Origin of the sequence: Citrobacter sp. FP75 (assembly GCF_018342065.1) — a bacterium.
Taxonomy (GTDB): Bacteria; Pseudomonadota; Gammaproteobacteria; order Enterobacterales; family Enterobacteriaceae; genus Citrobacter.
Window position 1 is genome coordinate 1 of sequence record NZ_JAFDOE010000009.1, and the last position, 19,406, is coordinate 19,406.

Annotated in this window: 14 protein-coding genes; 12 read left to right on the forward strand and 2 right to left on the reverse strand. The window is 50.5% G+C overall.

The window, feature by feature from the left end:
- The first annotated feature begins 454 nt into the window (after nt 1-454).
- The 11 genes from JQ822_RS21220 to pmrB all read left to right on the forward strand — a co-directional run bounded on the left by JQ822_RS21220 (nt 455) and on the right by pmrB (nt 16,024).
- On the forward strand, nt 455-2,086 hold the full coding sequence (locus JQ822_RS21220; RefSeq protein WP_213135122.1) for a sensor histidine kinase: 1,632 nt from the start codon (nt 455-457) through the stop codon (nt 2,084-2,086).
- Nucleotides 2,083-2,802, forward strand: coding sequence for a two-component system response regulator DcuR (dcuR, locus tag JQ822_RS21225; protein WP_135323462.1), 720 nt, complete (start codon nt 2,083-2,085; stop codon nt 2,800-2,802). Before JQ822_RS21220 ends, dcuR begins: the two co-directional genes overlap by 4 nt.
- 751 nt (nt 2,803-3,553) lie before the next feature.
- Nucleotides 3,554-4,894, forward strand: coding sequence for an anaerobic C4-dicarboxylate transporter DcuB (gene dcuB / locus JQ822_RS21230; RefSeq protein ID WP_213135123.1), 1,341 nt, complete (start codon nt 3,554-3,556; stop codon nt 4,892-4,894).
- Nucleotides 4,895-4,990: 96 nt separating this feature from the next.
- Entirely contained in the window at nt 4,991-6,637 is a 1,647-nt protein-coding gene (gene fumA / locus JQ822_RS21235; RefSeq protein ID WP_213135124.1) for a class I fumarate hydratase FumA, read from the forward strand.
- A gap of 161 nt (nt 6,638-6,798) precedes the next feature.
- On the forward strand, nt 6,799-7,431 hold the full coding sequence (locus tag JQ822_RS21240; protein WP_213135125.1) for a DUF2238 domain-containing protein: 633 nt from the start codon (nt 6,799-6,801) through the stop codon (nt 7,429-7,431).
- 251 nt (nt 7,432-7,682) lie between these two features.
- Nucleotides 7,683-9,950, forward strand: a complete 2,268-nt coding sequence (gene adiA, locus JQ822_RS21245; protein WP_213135213.1) for an arginine decarboxylase — start codon at nt 7,683-7,685, stop codon at nt 9,948-9,950.
- 316 nt (nt 9,951-10,266) lie between these two features.
- Nucleotides 10,267-11,028 carry an AraC family transcriptional regulator gene (locus tag JQ822_RS21250; RefSeq protein ID WP_213135126.1) on the forward strand — a complete coding sequence of 254 codons (762 nt, stop codon included), beginning with the start codon at nt 10,267-10,269 and terminating at the stop codon, nt 11,026-11,028.
- 128 nt (nt 11,029-11,156) lie between these two features.
- Nucleotides 11,157-12,494 carry an arginine/agmatine antiporter gene (gene adiC / locus JQ822_RS21255; RefSeq protein ID WP_213135127.1) on the forward strand — a complete coding sequence of 446 codons (1,338 nt, stop codon included), beginning with the start codon at nt 11,157-11,159 and terminating at the stop codon, nt 12,492-12,494.
- Nucleotides 12,495-12,630: 136 nt separating this feature from the next.
- Nucleotides 12,631-14,268, forward strand: a complete 1,638-nt coding sequence (gene eptA / locus JQ822_RS21260) for a phosphoethanolamine transferase EptA (RefSeq protein ID WP_213135128.1) — start codon at nt 12,631-12,633, stop codon at nt 14,266-14,268.
- Nucleotides 14,269-14,272: 4 nt separating this feature from the next.
- Entirely contained in the window at nt 14,273-14,941 is a 669-nt protein-coding gene (pmrA, locus tag JQ822_RS21265; protein WP_213135129.1) for a two-component system response regulator PmrA, read from the forward strand.
- Nucleotides 14,942-16,024 (forward strand): two-component system sensor histidine kinase PmrB, encoded by a 1,083-nt coding sequence (gene pmrB, locus JQ822_RS21270; RefSeq protein WP_213135130.1) that lies wholly within the window; start codon nt 14,942-14,944, stop codon nt 16,022-16,024.
- Here pmrB and pmrR read toward each other — a convergent pair.
- Both pmrR and proP read right to left on the reverse strand, forming a co-directional pair.
- Entirely contained in the window at nt 16,018-16,107 is a 90-nt protein-coding gene (gene pmrR, locus JQ822_RS21275) for an LpxT activity modulator PmrR (protein WP_181212896.1), read from the reverse strand. The two genes, pmrB and pmrR, sit on opposite strands and share 7 nt — an antisense overlap.
- Before the next feature lie 81 nt (nt 16,108-16,188).
- Nucleotides 16,189-17,691, reverse strand: a complete 1,503-nt coding sequence (gene proP, locus JQ822_RS21280) for a glycine betaine/L-proline transporter ProP (RefSeq protein WP_213135131.1) — start codon at nt 17,689-17,691, stop codon at nt 16,189-16,191.
- Between the two features lie 697 nt (nt 17,692-18,388).
- On the opposite strand from proP, the gene kdgT reads away from it, so the two are divergent.
- Nucleotides 18,389-19,387 carry a 2-keto-3-deoxygluconate transporter gene (gene kdgT / locus JQ822_RS21285; RefSeq protein WP_135323474.1) on the forward strand — a complete coding sequence of 333 codons (999 nt, stop codon included), beginning with the start codon at nt 18,389-18,391 and terminating at the stop codon, nt 19,385-19,387.
- Nucleotides 19,388-19,406 lie beyond the last annotated feature (19 nt).

Consider the following 19,406-nt stretch of genomic DNA (forward strand, 5'->3'; position numbering starts at 1 on the left):
CGTTAAGAATCCGTATCTTCGAGTGCCCACACAGATTGTCTGATAAATTGTTAAAGAGCAGTTGCGACGCGCTTTAGCGCTCTATCGCGAGGTGGCGTATATTACGCTTTCCTCTTTCAGAGTCAACCCCTAATTTTCAGGTTTTTCTCTTCAACCGAACCGGCTGTTTGTGTGAAGTGATTCACATCCGCCGTGTCGATGGAGGCGCATTATAGGGAGTTTCCCGCTGCCCGCAACCCTTAAATGACNGGCGTCGAGATTTCCAACCTCACATCGAGAAGAGGTACGTAAATCGGCCTCGAATCCCCTATATAGAAGGAATCAACGCACACCCGTTTTCTACTCTATATATAAGCAGAGCAAACAGCGGTAGCTCCATAATCGCCCTACCACCTTTGAATTACGCATTTCATCAGGCGATAATACCCGTACAATCAGTGATTCCAGGACCGTGATGAGAAACGCTCTACAACGTACTGCTATACGCAAACGCCCGATGAAACTCGGCACTACCGTGATCCTCATGGTCAGTGCCGTACTCTTCTCCGTGCTGCTGGTCGTTCATCTGATTTACTTCTCACAAATTAGCAATATGACGCGCGACGCATTAGCGGACAAAGCCCTGGCAGTGGCGCGAACGCTGGCTAACTCCCCGGAGATCCGTCTGGGCTTGCAGAAAGCCCCCAAGGAAAGTGGCATTCAGGCAATTGCTCAGGCGGTGAATCAAAGCAACGACTTTTTGTTCATCGTCGTCACGAATATGCAAAGTATCCGTTATTCTCATCCCGAAGCGCAGCGAATCGGCCAGCCGTTTAAAGGTGACGATATTTTGCTGGCGCTGCAAGGGAAAGAGAACGTAGCCATTAATCGTGGCTTTCTGGCTAAAGCACTGCGCGTGTTTACCCCCATCTACGACGAGAATCACCGCCAAATTGGCGTCGTGGCGATCGGTCTTGAGCTAAGCAGAGTTGCTGAGCAGATCAATAACAGTCGCGGCAGCATCATCTGGTCCATCTTATTTGGCGTACTCGTGGGGCTACTCGGTACATGGATATTCGTCAAAGTTCTCAAGCGCATATTGTTTGGCCTCGAGCCCTACGAAATATCCAACCTGTTCGAACAGCGCCAGGCAATGTTGCACTCTATAAAGGAAGGCGTTATTGCCGTCGACGACAGTGGCGAAGTCACGCTGATAAACCAGGCGGCACAGGAACTGCTTGACTACCACAAATCACAAGACGACGAGCAACTCTCCACGCTCAGTCATGCGTGGTCGCAGGTGGTCGATTTGTCTGAGGTATTACGTGATGGAACGCCACGGCGCGATGAAGAGATCACCGTAAAAGACAGGCTGCTGCTGATCAATACCGTACCGGTACTCAGCAACGGAAAAATCATCGGTGCCATTTCCACGTTTAGAGACAAGACTGAAGTCCGTAAACTGATGCAACGACTGGATGGCATGGTCAACTATGCTGACGCACTTCGTGAACGATCCCACGAATTCATGAATAAGTTACACGTGATTCTGGGATTATTGCACCTGAAAAGTTATAAGCAGCTGGAAACTTATATAATTAAAACAGCCAACAACTATCAGGAAGAGATCGGCTCATTACTGGGAAAAATAAAATCCCCGGTTATCGCGGGATTTTTACTCAGTAAGATTAATCGCACATCCGATTTAGGTCATATCCTTGTCATTAGCAATGAAAGTCAATTGCCGGAAAACAGCAATGAAGACCAAGTGACCGTACTGATTACCATTCTGGGGAATTTGATTGAAAACGCCCTGGAAGCGTTAGGTCAAGAAGTCGGTGGTGAGATCAGCGTATCCTTACATTATCGACACGGCTGGTTGCATTGCGAAGTTAATGACGATGGTCCGGGGATCGCTCCCGATCGCATTGACCACATCTTTGAGAAAGGCGTCTCGTCAAAAGGAAGCGAACGGGGCGTTGGTTTAGCGCTTGTTAAACAGCAGGTTGAAAGTGTTGGCGGCAATATTTCCGTCGAATCTGAACCTGGGATCTTCACCCAATTTTTTGTACAGTTACCGTGGAATGGTGAGAGGGCCAGCAGATGATCAATGTCTTAATTGTCGATGACGACGCAATGGTAGCGGAGCTAAATCGCCGATATGTAGCGCAACTCTCCGGTTTTCATTGCTGTGGGACAGCCTCTACGCTGGAAAAAGCCAAAGAGATACTCTTTCATGGCGAGCACCATATCGACCTGATTTTACTTGATATTTATATGCAGAAAGAAAACGGTCTGGACCTTCTTCCCGTTTTGCACAGCGAAGGCTGTAAGTGTGATGTCATTGTCATCTCTTCCGCCGCCGACGCCACCACCATCAAAGACTCACTCCACTACGGAGTGGTTGACTATCTGATAAAACCGTTCCAGGCTTCCCGTTTTGAAGAAGCTCTTACCGGCTGGCTGCACAAAAAAACGGAGATGGAAAAGCATCAGTACTATGAACAGTCGGAGCTTGATCAACTGATTCACGGCAGTTCCTCCAGCGAACAGGAAACGCGGCGCTTACCCAAAGGATTGACGCCTCAAACGTTACGTACCCTGTGCCAGTGGATTGATGAGCATCAGGATCAGGAGTTCTCTACCGATGAGTTGGCGAACGAGGTCAATATCTCACGCGTCTCTTGCCGCAAGTACCTCATCTGGTTAGTTAATTGTCACATCTTGTTTACCAGCATCCATTACGGCGTGACTGGCAGACCGGTTTATCGCTACCGTGTTCAGGCTGAGCATTATTCGCTGCTAAAACAATACTGCCAATAAAAAGCATTACGGGGATTATTCGTTATATAAAAGTAACAATTATTAAAATAATGAAAAATCCCTTTATTGCTGTCTGATTCAGTAAAATACTAAATTTGCGTTAGATCAAATATAATTGTATCCAACATGTTAATGCTCTATTTTATTATTGACAAACATCACACTGTTTTTAATTTCAAAATCACTAACAAAAGTTAATTAAGTATTATCTAACTCGCAGAATGTGTATTTTTACTCCTAAAGGATTAGTCTGAAATTAACCAGACATAAAAAATCTATATCGGTAGCAATGGAGAACATGCTACGTACTATGGACACCGTACATTTTTGTGAGCAAATAAACGTATCCGTTCGCCAACCTCATAGCACCATGAACTGGCGTGAACGTGATCACATAAATAATGCACTCACCCATTCTGACGGTGATTCACGTAATAGTAGAAAACGTAAAGCTGACGACAAGTATCCGGATAACCGGAACAACATGCCTACATTACAACGTCAGCCAATGCTCTTCACAACAAGCTCTGCTTCCCATCGCCTGAGGATTCTCTCCTCTGAACAAAGCCACAGAAAAAAGCTAAATATTTCCAATAACGTTTAAAAATTTTCTAGCCAGGCATTTGAACATTAATCACAAATACGGGCATACCGAATATTGACCGCTTTCTGATGCTTATTCCAGCATAAAAGAATGTGGCACAGATCCATTTATCAAAAATTGACTGGGTTTTTCGCGAGGGTAAATAAAATGTTATTTAGTATACAACTTCTCATAATATTAATATGTTTGTTTTATGGTGCCAGAAAAGGCGGTATCGCGCTGGGTTTGTTAGGCGGTATCGGTCTGGTCATTCTGGTTTTTGTTTTCCATCTCCAGCCGGGTAAACCGCCTGTAGACGTTATGCTGGTCATTATTGCCGTGGTGGCAGCCTCTGCAACCTTGCAGGCCTCCGGTGGTCTTGATGTTATGCTGCAAATTGCTGAAAAGCTGCTGCGTCGTAACCCAAAATACGTTTCCATCGTGGCACCATTTGTCACCTGCACCCTGACCATTCTTTGCGGTACAGGCCATGTGGTGTACACCATTCTGCCTATCATCTATGACGTTGCGATTAAGAACAATATCCGCCCGGAACGTCCGATGGCAGCAAGTTCTATCGGCGCGCAGATGGGGATCATTGCCAGCCCAGTCTCCGTGGCCGTGGTATCACTGGTCGCGATGCTGGGCAACGTGACGTTTGAAGGCAAACACCTCGAATTCCTCGACCTGCTTGCTATCACCATCCCTTCTACCCTACTGGGTATTCTGGCGATCGGTATCTTCAGTTGGTTCCGTGGTAAAGATCTGGACAAAGACGAAGATTTTCAGAAATTTATTTCCGTTCCTGAAAACCACCAATATGTCTATGGCGACACCGCCACGCTGTTAGACAAGAAACTGCCTAAGAGCAACTGGCTGGCAATGTGGATCTTCCTGGCCGCTATCGCTGTTGTTGCCGTGCTCGGCGCAGTATCTGAGCTGCGTCCTTCATTTGGCGGCAAACCGCTATCAATGGTTCTGGTTATCCAGATGTTCATGCTGCTGACCGGCGCACTGATTATCATCCTGACCAAAACCAACCCCGCATCTATCTCTAAAAACGAAGTCTTCCGTTCGGGTATGATCGCGATTGTAGCGGTGTACGGTATTGCCTGGATGGCGGAAACCATGTTCGGCGCGCATATGTCTGAAATTCAGGGCGTACTGGGCGAAATGGTGAAAGAATATCCGTGGGCCTATGCGGTTGTCCTGCTGTTGGTCTCCAAGTTTGTAAACTCCCAGGCTGCGGCGCTGGCGGCTATCGTGCCGGTCGCGCTGGCTATCGGCGTTGATCCAGCGTACATCGTTGCCTCTGCTCCGGCATGCTACGGTTACTACATTCTGCCGACCTACCCGAGCGATCTGGCTGCGATTCAGTTTGACCGTTCCGGCACCACACGCATTGGTCGCTTCGTCATTAACCACAGCTTCATTCTGCCTGGTTTGATCGGCGTAAGCGTATCCTGCGTATTTGGCTGGGTGTTCGCTGCAATGTACGGTTTCCTGTAATTACACTTCGCGTGCCGTCCACTTTTGTACGGCACGCCACTCAAAAAGATGCAGAACAATTTACGTTTCTGATAAAAAAGAAAAGGCTGGAAGCAAATGTCAAAAGTTGAATTCACTTACCAGGCGCCTTTCCCGCTGGGGGAAGACAAGACTGAGTACTATCTGCTGACATCCGATCACGTCAGCGTCGGCGAGTTTGAAGGCGAGACAATCCTGAAGGTAGCACCAGAAGCACTGACGCTCCTGGCCCAGCAAGCCTTCCACGATGCCTCCTTCATGCTCCGCCCGGAACACCAGCAGCAGGTCGCCTCCATTCTCCACGATCCTGAAGCCAGCGAAAACGATAAGTACGTGGCGCTGCAATTCCTGAGAAATTCTGAAATCGCCGCCAAAGGCGTACTGCCGACCTGCCAGGATACCGGCACGGCCATTATCATGGGTAAAAAAGGTCAGCGCGTCTGGACCGGCGGCGACGACGAAGCTGCGCTCTCCAAAGGCGTGTTTAATACCTACATTGAAGACAACCTGCGCTACTCACAAAACGCCGCACTGGATATGTACAAAGAGGTGAATACCGGTACTAACCTGCCCGCGCAAATCGACCTGTATAGCGTTGATGGCGATGAATACAAATTCCTGTGCGTGGCCAAAGGCGGCGGCTCTGCCAACAAAACTTACCTGTATCAGGAAACCAAAGCGCTGCTGACCCCCGGCAAGCTGAAAAATTATCTGGTTGATAAGATGCGCACGCTGGGTACTGCGGCCTGCCCGCCTTACCACATCGCGTTTGTCATTGGCGGCACCTCAGCGGAAAGTACCCTCAAAACGGTGAAACTGGCCAGCACGCACTACTACGACGCGCTGCCGACCGAAGGTAATGCCCATGGTCAGGCATTCCGCGACATCCAACTGGAACAGGAACTACTGATCGAAGCGCAGAAGCTTGGTCTCGGCGCCCAGTTTGGCGGCAAATACTTCGCGCACGATATTCGCGTGATCCGTCTGCCTCGCCATGGTGCGTCCTGCCCGGTAGGCATGGGCGTCTCCTGCTCTGCTGACCGTAACATCAAGGCCAAGATTAACCGTGACGGCGTCTGGATTGAAAAACTGGAGCATAACCCCGCCCAGTACATTCCAGAATCTCTGCGCCAGGCGGGCGAAGGTGAAGCCGTTAAGGTTGATCTCAACCGTCCGATGAAAGAGATCCTCGCCCAGCTTTCTCAGTATCCGGTGTCTACCCGCCTGTCGCTAAGCGGCACCATTATTGTTGGTCGCGATATTGCTCACGCGAAGCTGAAAGAGCGCATTGAGTCCGGCGAAGGCCTGCCACAGTACGTAAAAGATCACCCCATCTACTACGCGGGTCCGGCCAAAACGCCAGCAGGTTATCCGTCCGGCTCTTTAGGGCCAACCACCGCGGGTCGTATGGATTCCTATGTTGATCTGCTGCAATCCCACGGCGGCAGCATGATCATGCTGGCGAAAGGGAACCGCAGCCAGCAGGTGACCGACGCCTGCCACAAACACGGCGGGTTCTACTTAGGCAGCATCGGCGGTCCGGCAGCGGTACTGGCGCAGCAGAGCATTAAGCATCTGGAATGCGTGGAGTACCCGGAATTGGGTATGGAAGCCATCTGGAAAATCGAAGTTGAAGATTTCCCGGCTTTCATCCTGGTCGATGACAAAGGCAACGATTTCTTCCAGCAAATTGTCAGCAAGCAATGCGCTAACTGCGCGAAGTAACGTATCTGGCCCGGCACCGGACTGTTCCCAATAGTTGGACATCCAACCTTTGAGGACAGCCCGGTGATCCCCCCGGGCCACTCTTTCCCCCTCAATAACGGGTATTGAATTTTTAACACGCCCGGTAAATAGTAGCCTTTTCGACTACTCACAAGATCACCATGATCCGTACACTGAATGCTTCGATACTGAACGCTGGCACACTGGTGCTGGCGCTAATCCTTGCTTATACCGGCTTCTGCGCTACAGAAAAAATCACCTGGCTGATGGAAGTCACACCGGTCATTATTGTCGTGCCGCTGCTTCTTACCACGGCCAGGCGCTATCCTTTGACACCGTTGCTCTACACGCTAATTTTCTTGCATGCCATCATTTTGATGGTAGGCGGTATGTATACCTACGCTAAGGTACCGATTGGCTTTGACGTTCAGGAATGGCTGAATCTGAGCCGCAACCCCTATGACAAACTGGGCCACTTCTTCCAGGGGCTGGTGCCTGCCCTGACGGCCAGAGAGATTTTAGTGCGCGGTAATATTGTCCGTGGACGTAAGATGCTGGCATTTTTAGTCTGCTGTGTCGCGCTGGCGATCAGCGCTACCTATGAACTGATTGAGTGGTGGGCGGCGCTGGCGATGGGTCAGGGTGCAGATGATTTCCTTGGCACACAGGGCGACCCGTGGGATACCCAGTCAGATATGTTCTGCGCCCTACTCGGCGCATTAACCACGGTAATACTGCTGGCGCGAGTTCATTGTCGGCAGCTAAGACATTATGGGTTAATGAAGACAAACTGAGCGAACACGAGGCCGGATGCCGCTCACGCCCATCCGGCCTGCAGCACATTCCATTCGGCAATATCACTATCAGCCAAAAAAATAATCCCCCTGTCGATAAACAGCAGGCAGAAACGGCACAATATATTATCTAATATATTGATTATAAAAAATAAAAACACAAAATAGTCTGTTTATTGACCGCTTTACTCCCTTACTTATCAGGTAAATACTTGCCCTCGTCACACATCCTCCACTACAGGAAAAAGATGATGAAAGTATTAATTGTTGAAAGTGAGTTTCTGCATCAGGACACCTGGGTCGGTAGCGCTGTCGAACGTCTGGCTGATGCCTTAAGTCAGCAAAATGTTACCGTCATTAAGTCCACCTCATTCGACGATGGTTACGCCATCCTCGCGGCAAATGAAGCCATTGATTGCCTGATGTTCAGCTATCAAATGGAACAACAAGATGAACACCTGAATGTCAGGCAATTGATCGGTAAGCTCCACGAACGCCAGCAAAACGTACCGGTTTTCCTGCTGGGCGATCGGGAAAAGGCCACCGCGTCTCTGGATCGCGACCTGCTGGAGCTTGTCGATGAATTCGCCTGGATTCTCGAAGACAGCGCTGACTTTATCGCTGGCCGCGCCGTTGCGGCGATGACCCGCTACCGTCAGCAGTTGTTACCGCCGCTGTTCAACGCTCTGATGAAATACAGCAATGTCCATGAGTATTCCTGGGCCGCTCCTGGTCATCAGGGCGGTGTCGGCTTCACCAAAACACCTGCCGGTCGCCTGTACCATGACTACTACGGTGAAAACCTGTTCCGTACTGACATGGGGATTGAACGCACCAATCTCGGTTCTTTACTCGACCATACTGGCGCTTTTGGCGAGAGCGAAAAAAATGCCGCCCGCGTGTTCGGCGCTGACCGCTCCTGGTCCGTTGTGGTCGGGACTTCCGGTTCCAACCGTACCATCATGCAGGCCTGCATGACCGACAACGACGTGGTAGTACTGGACCGTAACTGCCATAAATCCATTGAACAGGGGCTGATCCTGACCGGTGCGAAACCGGTGTATATGGTGCCAAGCCGTAACCGTTACGGCATTATCGGGCCAATCTACCCGCAAGAAATGCAGCCAGAAACGTTGCAGAAAAAAATCAGCGAAAGCCCGCTGACCAAAGGCAAAATCGGACAGAAACCGTCATACAGCGTAGTGACTAATTGTACCTACGACGGCGTTTGTTATAACGCAAAAGAAGCGCAGGATCTGTTGGCACAAACCAGCGATCGTATTCACTTCGATGAAGCCTGGTACGGCTATGCACGCTTCAACCCGATTTATACCGATCACTACGCCATGCGTGGCAAACCAGGCGATCACAACGGTCCTACCGTTTTTGCGACTCACTCAACCCACAAACTGCTGAATGCGCTCTCTCAGGCATCTTACATTCACGTCCGTGAAGGCCGTGGTGCGGTGAACTTCTCCCGCTTTAACCAGGCGTATATGATGCACGCCACCACCTCGCCGCTGTATGCCATCTGCGCATCAAACGACGTGGCAGTATCAATGATGGACGGTAACAGCGGCCTGTCACTCACTCAGGAAGTGATCGACGAAGCGGTTGATTTCCGCCAGGCGATGGCTCGCTTGTATAACGAATTTACCGCTGATGGCGAATGGTTCTTCAAACCGTGGAACAAAGAAGTCGTCACCGATCCACAGACCGGTAAAACCTGGGGCTTTGCCGACGCTCCAGCAAAACTGCTGGCAACCGATCAAAACTGCTGGGTGATGCGTCCGGGTGAATCCTGGCACGGCTTTAAAGACCTGCCGGATAACTGGAGCATGCTGGATCCAATTAAAGTCAGCATTCTGGCTCCAGGCATGGGCGACGATGGTGAACTAGAAGACAACGGCGTACCTGCTGCACTGGTTACTGCCTGGCTGGGACGTCACGGTATTGTCCCCACCCGCACCACCGACTTTCAGATTATGTTCCTGTTCTCAATGGGCGTAACCCGTGGGAAATGGGGCACACTGATCAACACCCTGTGCTCCTTCAAACATCACTATGACGCGAACACTCCGCTGTCGCAGGTGATGCCAGAACTGGTAGAAGAACATCCTGACACTTACGCTAACATGGGCATTCACGATCTGGGCGACACCATGTTTGCCTGGTTGAAAGAAAACAACCCTGGGGCACGACTCAACGCGGCTTACTCCGGTCTGCCTGCCGCTGATATTACACCGCGTGACGCCTATAACGCGATTGTGAGCGACAACGTTGAAATGGTGGCCATTGAAAATCTGGCGGGACGTATTGCGGCAAACTCAGTGATCCCTTACCCGCCGGGAATTCCAATGCTGCTGTCCGGGGAAAACTTTGGCGATGCCAACAGCCCACAAATCGGGTACCTGCGTTCGTTGCAATCCTGGGATCATCACTTCCCTGGATTTGAACATGAAACCGAAGGAACGGAAATTATTGACGGCGTGTATCACGTCATGTGCGTGAAAGCATAATGTCTCTTTTTAGATAGTCTGCTTTATAAGGTTGATATGTGATGTTTGAGTAATTCCTGAGTATTGCTGCAAAACAATAACACTGTCATACCCTTTTGCGCGGGACCACCCCGCGCTTTTTTATGCACAGAAAAAAACCGTTTCCACTAGCGTAAACAATTTTGTACATAAGAAAAATCCCATCAAATATTGTAATATATCCCAGACACGCTATTTTATTGCAGACCTTGATTCATCATACAATTTTATTTTGACCGATATGGCTCACCTTACGGCGAGTTACGGTATTTTCTGTTCATATTCCAGGAGTTCGGGTATGAGAGTTTGCAGCGAAGAAGCTTGTGTTGTTGTATTTACGGAGAAAGATGTTTGGTTAAGGATTAACGGTAAAGAAGCCATCAGTTTAAAAGCTAACCAGATGGCACTGTTGGCTTGTGAAAATAATATTATCGATTTATCTTCACTCAATAATGCGCTGGTCGTCCACATCAGTCGCGATATCATTAAAGATTACCTGCGTTTTTTAAATAAAGATCTCTCACAAATCCCTCTCTGGCAACGTAGCGCCAACCCCGTGCTGATCGCCGACTGCCTGACACCGGACGTTTTTCGGGTCGCGGCTCAACACAGCGTGATGGAGGCTCGAGATGAAAGTGAAAGCGAACGGACACGATCTTTGTTGTTCACGGTATTATCACGTTTTCTCGACAGTAAAAAGTTTATCCCGCTGCTGATGCATATGTTACGAAATCGTATTAGCGACAGCGTTTACCACATCATTGAGAGCGATATTCATAAAGACTGGAATCTAAGCATGGTCGCCAGTTGTTTATGCCTGAGCCCCAGTTTGTTAAAGAAAAAGCTCAAAAATGAAAATACAAGTTACAGCCATATAATAACTACCTGTCGCATGCGCTATGCCGTTAATCAATTAATGATGGACGGAAAAAATATTTCACAGGTATCTCAATTATGCGGATATAACAGCACCTCATACTTTATCTCCGTATTCAAAGAGTTCTATGGCATGACGCCCCTGCATTATGTCAGCCAACATCGGGAACAATCGGTTGCCTGACTTTTAGTCATTTAGCGATAAGCCATAATAATATCAGCATTGGGGATAAGCCACGCTGACCTCAATTCATTAGCATTCTGCAGGGGTATGATACAGCCTGATTTGTCATTCCTTTCAGGAGTTATTTTATGTCTTCGGATGCTGATGCTCACAAAGTGGGCTTAATCCCCGTCACCCTTATGGTGTCGGGGAATATTATGGGTTCCGGTGTATTCCTGCTACCCGCCAACCTGGCGTCAACTGGCGGGATTGCAATCTACGGATGGTTGGTCACGATTATCGGTGCGCTGGCACTGTCGATGGTTTACGCCAAAATGTCGTCCTTAGACTCCAGTCCCGGTGGTTCTTATGCTTATGCCCGCCGCTGCTTCGGCCCCTTCTTAGGTTACCAAACCAACGTCCTGTACTGGCTGGCCTGCTGGATCGGTAACATCGCGATGGTGGTTATTGGCGTGGGTTACCTGAGCTACTTCTTCCCCATCTTAAAAGATCCGCTAGTCCTGACGCTGACCTGCGTCGCCGTACTGTGGCTCTTCGTGCTGCTGAATATTGTCGGCCCGAAAATGATCACCCGCGTACAGGCCGTCGCGACGGTACTGGCGCTGGTACCGATTGTCGGGATTGCCGTTTTCGGCTGGTTCTGGTTCCGGGGCGAAACCTATATGGCGGCCTGGAATGTCAGTGGTATGAACACCTTCGGTGCGATTCAGAGCACCTTAAACGTGACGCTGTGGTCATTCATCGGTGTAGAAAGTGCCTCTGTGGCGGCAGGTGTGGTCAAAAACCCTAAACGTAACGTTCCTATCGCCACCATTGGTGGGGTGCTGATTGCCGCCGTCTGCTATGTGCTTTCCACCACGGCGATTATGGGCATGATCCCTAACGCTGCGCTACGCGTTTCGGCTTCTCCGTTCGGCGATGCGGCACGGATGGCGCTGGGTGATACCGCTGGGGCGATTGTCTCCTTCTGCGCAGCTGCCGGGTGTCTTGGTTCTTTGGGCGGCTGGACGCTGCTTGCCGGGCAAACCGCAAAAGCGGCGGCTGATGACGGCCTGTTCCCGCCAATTTTCGCCCGCGTCAACAAAGCCGGTACGCCGGTTGCCGGGTTAATTATCGTCGGGATCCTGATGACCATCTTCCAGTTCAGCAGCATGTCGCCAAACGCCGCGAAAGAGTTCGGTCTGGTTTCTTCTGTCTCGGTCATCTTCACGCTGGTGCCTTATCTGTATACCTGTGCCGCCCTGCTGCTGCTGGGCCATGGTCACTTTGGTAAAGCGCGTCCGCTGTATTTACTGGTGACTTTCGTAGCATTTGTTTACTGCATATGGGCAGTGGTCGGCTCTGGAGCCAAAGAAGTGATGTGGTCATTCGTAATGATGATGGTCATCACCGCGCTGTATGCCCTCAATTACAACCGTATCCATAAAAACCCCTATCCATTGGATGCTCCGGTTAACAATAACTAATGTAAGCGACAGTGGTGAATATAGGTCGGGTAAGGCGTAGCCGCCGCCCGGCCTAAAGCCAATGTTAAGTTCTTAAGGTTGGCTTAACTTTACTTTGCGAGGATCTGCGCCACTTAGTCGATGGAATTTCCTCTTAATGTTAAAGCACCTGTTCAAAAGACCGACTCTCGGACATATCAGCTGGCTTCTGCTGATCTCTTTTTATCTTGCCACCTTCCTGAACATTGCGTTCTACAAGCAGGTACTGCAAGACTTGCCGCTGGATTCTCTGCGCAATGTGCTGGTGTTTTTATCCATGCCGGTCGTGGCGTTCAGCGTCATGAATATTGTGCTGACGCTGGCCTCGTTCCTGTGGCTTAACCGCCCGCTGGCCTGTATTTTCATTCTGGTGGGCGCATCCGCCCAGTACTTCATTATGACCTACGGCATCATCATCGACCGCTCGATGATCGCCAATATGATGGATACCACGCCCGCTGAAACCTTCGCCTTGCTGACGCCGCAGATGATCTTAACGCTCGGCTTGAGCGGCATTCTGGCAGCAGTAATCGCCTGCTGGATAAGAATCAAACCTATCACTCCGGTGCTGCGCAGCGTGCTGTATCGGGGCGTAAATATCCTCGTCTCGGTGCTGCTGATCGTGCTGGTCGCCGCCTTCTTCTACAAAGATTACGCCTCACTGTTTCGCAACAACAAAGAGCTGGTTAAATCCCTCAGCCCGTCCAACAGCATCGTGGCCACCTCATCCTGGTATTCCCACCAACGTCTGGCCAATTTGCCACTGGTACGCATCGGCGAAGATGCCCATCGCAATCCGCTGATGCTGAAAGAAAAACGTAAAAACCTCACGATTGTGGTGCTCGGCGAAACCTCGCGCGGTGACAACTTCTCGCTGTCAGGCTATTCGCGCCAGACCAACCCATTGCTGCAAAAAGATAACGTGGTCTATTTCCCGCGAACTACGTCCTGTGGGACGGCGACGGCAGTGTCCGTGCCCTGCATGTTCTCCGACATGCCGCGCGCGCACTATGATGAGGAGCTGGCACACCACCAGGAAGGCGTACTCGACATCATTCAACGGGCGGGAATTAACGTGTTGTGGAATGATAACGACGGTGGCTGTAAAGGGGCATGTGACCGCGTACCGCACCAGAATATGACCGAGCTGAACCTACCGGGGCAGTGTATTGACGGCGAATGCTACGACGAGGTCCTGTTCCACGGGCTGGAAGAGTACATCAATAACCTTAAGGGCGACGGCGTGATTGTTCTACACACTATCGGCAGCCACGGCCCGACCTATTACAACCGCTATCCACCGCAGTTTAAGAAATTCACCCCCACCTGCGACACCAACGAAATTCAGACCTGCTCACAGCAGCAGTTGGTGAATACCTATGACAACACCATCCTGTACGTTGACTATATTGTTGATAAAGCAATCAATGTGCTGAAAGCGCATCAGGATAATTTCACCACCAGCCTGGTTTACCTTTCCGATCACGGTGAATCGTTAGGGGAAAATGGCGTCTATTTGCACGGCTTGCCGTATTCAATTGCGCCAGACACGCAAAAACATGTGCCAATGCTGCTGTGGCTGTCAGAGGATTACCAACAGCGCTACCAGATCTCGCAAACATGTTTGCAAAAACGGGCAAGCGCAGAAGATTTCTCACAGGATAATTTATTCTCAACCCTGCTGGGATTAACAGGCGTACAGACCAGGAATTACCAGGCCGCAGATGATATTCTGCAACCGTGCCGGGGAGGCTAACTGAATGAAAATTCTGATTGTTGAAGACGATACGTTGTTATTGCAGGGACTGATCCTTGCCGCACAAACGGAAGGCTATGCCTGCGACGGCGTGTCAACCGCCCGTGCCGCAGAGCAGTGTCTGGAGAGCGGGCACTATAGTCTGGTGGTGCTGGATCTCGGCTTACCTGATGAAGACGGTTTGCACTTACTAAACCGCATCAGGCAGAAAAAATATACCCTGCCGGTGCTGATCCTCACCGCTCGCGACACGCTCAAAGATCGTATCGCCGGGCTGGACATTGGTGCCGATGACTACCTGGTCAAACCGTTCGCGCTGGAAGAGCTGCATGCCCGTATTCGGGCGCTGCTGCGTCGCCATAACAATCAGGGCGAAAGCGAGTTGATTGTCGGTAACCTGACGTTGAATATTGGCCGTCGCCAGGTATGGATGGACGGACAAGAGGTTATCTTAACGCCGAAAGAGTACGCGCTGCTGTCGCGCTTGATGCTCAAAGCAGGCAGCCCGGTACACCGGGAAATCCTGTATAACGATATCTACAGCTGGGACAACGAACCGTCGACCAATACGCTGGAAGTTCACATCCACAACCTGCGCGACAAAGTCGGTAAAGCACGCATCCGCACAGTCAGGGGATTTGGCTACATGCTGGTTGCCACTGAGGAAAGCTAAGTGAAGCTGATGCGTTTTTTAAAACAGCCGTTGCCTCTGCGCCATCGTTTAATGCTGACGATCGGCCTGGTTCTGGTGGTCTTCCAGTTGATTAGCACCTTCTGGCTGTGGCATGAAAGCACCGAACAAATACAACTGTTCGAACAGGCGTTACGCGAAAACCGTAACAACGATCGCCACATCATGCATGAGATCCGCGAGGCCATCGCCAGCCTGATCGTCCCCGGTATCTTTATGGTCAGCCTGACGCTGATGATTTGCTATCAGGCGGTACGGCGGATCACTCGCCCCCTTGCCAACCTGCAAAAAGAGTTAGAGGCACGCACGGCCGATAACCTGACCCCCATCGAGATTCGCAGTAATACCGTTGAGATACAGGCGGTCGTCTCGGCGCTCAACGAGTTGGTAACGCGCCTGACCAACACCATCGACAACGAGCGTCTGTTTACTGCCGACGTCGCCCACGAGCTGCGCACGCCGTTATCTGGCGTTCGCTTGCACCTGGAATTGTTATCAAAAACCCACAACGTTGATGTTTCGCCGTTAATTGCTCGCCTGGACCAAATGATGGACAGCGTGTCACAGCTGCTGCAGCTTGCCCGCGTGGGCCAGTCGTTTTCGGCGGGGAATTATCAGCATGTCAAACTGCTGGAAGACGTCATACTGCCTTCATACGATGAACTCAGCACCATGCTGGATCAGCGGCAACAAACGCTTCTATTGCCCGAGAGCGCTGCCGATGTCGTGGTGCGCGGCGACGCCACCCTGTTGCGGATGCTGCTGCGAAACCTGGTAGAAAACGCGCATCGTTACAGCCCGGAAGGCAGTAATATTACGATTAGCCTGAATACTGATAAGCATGCGCAGATGGTCGTCGAGGACGAAGGGCCGGGCATTGATGAAAGTAAATGCGGGGAGTTAAGCAAAGCATTTGTGCGCATGGACAGCCGTTTCGGCGGTATTGGGCTGGGACTGAGCATTGTCAGCCGCATCACCCAACTCCATCGCGGGCAGTTCTTTTTACAAAATCGCCCAGAAGCCACCGGCACTCGCGCCTGGATCGTGCTGGAGAAAGATCAGTAAGAGCTCACCCACACGTATAAAAAACTGCTGACGATCAGCAGGCTACATACGGCGGTTAAACTTTCATAGATACGGGTTTTCATGACACTCTCCTCCAACAATATGGAGGAGAGTTTATCTGCCAGAGATTAAGCCAACCTTAAGGCACAACTTGCAGGAAAAGATTACTCATCAATACGCGGATGCTGCTGAACCAGGCGCGTACGCTTAACCTGTAAATCCGCAATTTCCTGATCGATATCTTCAATCTTCTGCTCGATATTATCGTAGTGCTCCCCGAGGATTTCTTTCGCTTCCTGAATATCCGAAGCGGCAGGCGTCGCGCCTTTCAGCGGCTGATTGGCCGTCTCTTTCATAGTCACGCCGGTAATTAACCCCACCACCGCAACCACCATCAGATAGTAGGCCGGCATCATCAGATTCTGCGAACTTTCCACCAGCCAGGCGGCCAGCGTCGGTGTCAGACCGGCAATCAATACCGAAATATTAAACGCCGCAGCCAGCGCACTGTAACGAATGTGCGTCGGGAACATCGCCGGTAACGTTGACGCCATCACCCCGGTAAAGCAGTTGAGGATCACCGCCAGCATCAGCAAACCGGCAAAAATCAGGCCGATGACATTACTGTTAATCAGGATGAAGGCCGGGATCGCCAGCACAAACAGCGCAATACTGCCCATGATCACAAACGGACGACGCCCGAAACGGTCACTGAGCAGTCCCATTACCGGTTGCACAAACAGCATACCAATCATGATGGCGATAATAATCAGCACGCCATGATCTTCAGAGTAATGCAGGTTATGCGACAGGTAGCTTGGCATGTACGTGAGCAACATGTAGTAGGTCACGTTGGTGGCAATCACCAGACCGGTACACGCCAGCAGGCTACGCCAGTGCTTGGTCGCAATTTCTTTAAACGAAACCTTCGGCCCTTCCTGCAGACCCTGACGGTCGCCCTGCTCCAGCTTATCGACGTGTTGCTGAAACGCCGGGGTTTCTTCCAGCGCGTGACGCAGATACAGACCAATCAACCCTAACGGCAGCGCGATGAAGAACGGAATACGCCAGCCCCACTCAAGGAAGTTTTCCTCACCCACGACGGTCGAGATCAACACTACGACGCCCGCCCCCAGCACAAACCCGGCGATCGATCCGAAGTCCAGCCAGCTCCCCATAAATCCGCGTTTACGGTCCGGAGAGTATTCCGCGACGAATATTGAGGCACCGGTGTATTCCCCGCCCACTGAGAACCCCTGCGCCATCTTACACAGCAGCAGCAGAATCGGCGCCCAGATACCAATCGAGGCATACGATGGGATAAGCCCGATACAGAAGGTGCTTATCGACATAATTACAATGGTGATCGCGAGGATCTTCTGGCGACCGTATTTATCGCCGAGCATACCGAAGAACAAACCGCCAAGCGGTCGAATCAGAAAGGGAACGGAGAAGGTGGCGAGTGCAGCAACCATCTGCACGCTGGGGTCAGCCCCCGGGAAGAACACTTTACCTAATGCGTAAGCAACAAATCCATAAACACCAAAATCGAACCATTCCATCGCATTACCCAGCGATGCTGCGGTAATGGCTTTTCGCAGTTTACCGTCATCAATGATGGTGACGTCGCGAAGCGTAATAGGTTTTACTTTTTTCCTTTTTAGCATACCAGTCCTCATAGACTTAGCCCTGTCGCGCACGGAGACTCTCCCAACGCAGCATGCGCTAAGGTCATCGCCGAGCGGGGAATGCACAGGCGCAATCCCTGTAACAAGCGTAGCAGGTTTACTTACACTGACTTGCAATGAGCAGTACAACCGAACCTGTTGACGCCTGATTGGGCGGTTAATGACCTCTTTACCCTAACAGTGTTTAAATTTGTGATCAACTTCACACATAGTTTTTCATTTCGTCAACCTGCGTAAATAAGGTCATTCTCGGTCAACTTTCTTACATGTCATGCTTGAGATTTATTGGCAATTAAATACAAGAAGAAATCGCTTTATTGCACCAACAATCACAGCGGTCACTATTATTCTGCTAGCAAAAAAATCACCTAATCCTTTCACAAAAAGATCACAGCTTTTTTAATAATCGGAGCGCTTAAGAATTTTTGCTCGGAATATGTGATGAAGATAACTAAAACATCGTTTTATTTTGATTGAATCATCGTTCCCATGAATGCACACTAATTCCAGACGCAATATCCCTGGGAGCAGCAACACGCTCAACGTATGCCGCGTTAGATTTTATAAAACAAAGAGATAGCTGTTTTTCTTATGAAGAAACACAAGTAACTATTTGAATTTATTAACTTTTGCCTTCTTTCGCGTGTAATACCTGCGACAAGACATGAGGACGTTTATGAAAATTAAAGCCACGATTGAACGCATCCCCGGCGGAATGATGTTGATTCCTCTGTTATTAGGTGCAGTGTTAAATACGTTAGCTCCCGATACCGGTGCATATTTCGGTTCATTTACCAAAGGGATGATTAGTGGCACCGTTCCCATTCTGGCAGTGTGGTTCTTTTGTATCGGTGCTTCTATTGATTTACGAGCGACCGGAACGGTATTACGCAAGTCTGGTACGCTGGTATTAACCAAAATAGCCGTGGCCTGGGCAGTGGCAATGATTGCCGCGTCATTCATTCCTGATACCGGTATTCAAACCGGGTTCTTTGCGGGTCTTTCCGTACTGGCTATTGTCTCTGCAATGGACATGACCAACGGGGGATTGTACGCCAGCCTGATGAACCAGTACGGCACCAAAGAAGAGTCCGGCGCATTTGTGCTGATGTCTCTGGAATCCGGTCCGCTGATGACCATGGTTATTCTGGGTTCTGCGGGCCTCGCCTCTTTTGAGCCACATCATTTTGTCGGTGCCGTATTACCGTTCCTGATTGGCTTTACGCTGGGTAATCTGGATCACGACCTGCGTTCTTTCTTTAGCAAAGCGACGCCGGTACTGATTCCATTCTTCGGTTTCGCACTGGGGAATACCATTAACCTGAGCGTCATTGTTGACACCGGTCTACTGGGTATCCTGCTGGGCGTTGCGGTCATCGTGATTACCGGTATCCCGCTGATTATTGCTGACCGCGTGATTGGTGGCGGAAACGGTACGGCGGGCGTTGCGGCATCTTCTGCAGCTGGTGCTGCGGTAGCAAACCCGGTGATCATCGCCCAGATTAACCCGGCATTTGAACCGGTTGCCGCCTCCGCTACCGCGCTGGTTGCCGCCAGCGTCATTGTCACGGCGATTCTGGTACCCATTATCACCGCCCTGTACGCCAAACGGTTTAACAAAGCGCCGGTCGCCGCAGAAACGGCAACCACACCGGCAGATTCGCTGCACCACTAAGTTTGTTGCTGCCGACGCA

What these genes read in the sequence shown, in the direction of transcription:
- JQ822_RS21220 (WP_213135122.1), top strand. Translation starts at nt 455, where the DNA reads ATGAGAAACGCTCTACAACGTACTGCTATACGCAAACGCCCGATGAAA.
- dcuR (WP_135323462.1), top strand. Translation starts at nt 2,083, where the DNA reads ATGATCAATGTCTTAATTGTCGATGACGACGCAATGGTAGCGGAGCTA.
- dcuB (WP_213135123.1), top strand. Translation starts at nt 3,554, where the DNA reads ATGTTATTTAGTATACAACTTCTCATAATATTAATATGTTTGTTTTAT.
- fumA (WP_213135124.1), top strand. Translation starts at nt 4,991, where the DNA reads ATGTCAAAAGTTGAATTCACTTACCAGGCGCCTTTCCCGCTGGGGGAA.
- JQ822_RS21240 (WP_213135125.1), top strand. Translation starts at nt 6,799, where the DNA reads ATGATCCGTACACTGAATGCTTCGATACTGAACGCTGGCACACTGGTG.
- adiA (WP_213135213.1), top strand. Translation starts at nt 7,683, where the DNA reads ATGAAAGTATTAATTGTTGAAAGTGAGTTTCTGCATCAGGACACCTGG.
- JQ822_RS21250 (WP_213135126.1), top strand. Translation starts at nt 10,267, where the DNA reads ATGAGAGTTTGCAGCGAAGAAGCTTGTGTTGTTGTATTTACGGAGAAA.
- adiC (WP_213135127.1), top strand. Translation starts at nt 11,157, where the DNA reads ATGTCTTCGGATGCTGATGCTCACAAAGTGGGCTTAATCCCCGTCACC.
- eptA (WP_213135128.1), top strand. Translation starts at nt 12,631, where the DNA reads ATGTTAAAGCACCTGTTCAAAAGACCGACTCTCGGACATATCAGCTGG.
- pmrA (WP_213135129.1), top strand. Translation starts at nt 14,273, where the DNA reads ATGAAAATTCTGATTGTTGAAGACGATACGTTGTTATTGCAGGGACTG.
- pmrR (WP_181212896.1), bottom strand. Translation starts at nt 16,107, where the DNA reads ATGAAAACCCGTATCTATGAAAGTTTAACCGCCGTATGTAGCCTGCTG.
- proP (WP_213135131.1), bottom strand. Translation starts at nt 17,691, where the DNA reads ATGCTAAAAAGGAAAAAAGTAAAACCTATTACGCTTCGCGACGTCACC.
- kdgT (WP_135323474.1), top strand. Translation starts at nt 18,389, where the DNA reads ATGAAAATTAAAGCCACGATTGAACGCATCCCCGGCGGAATGATGTTG.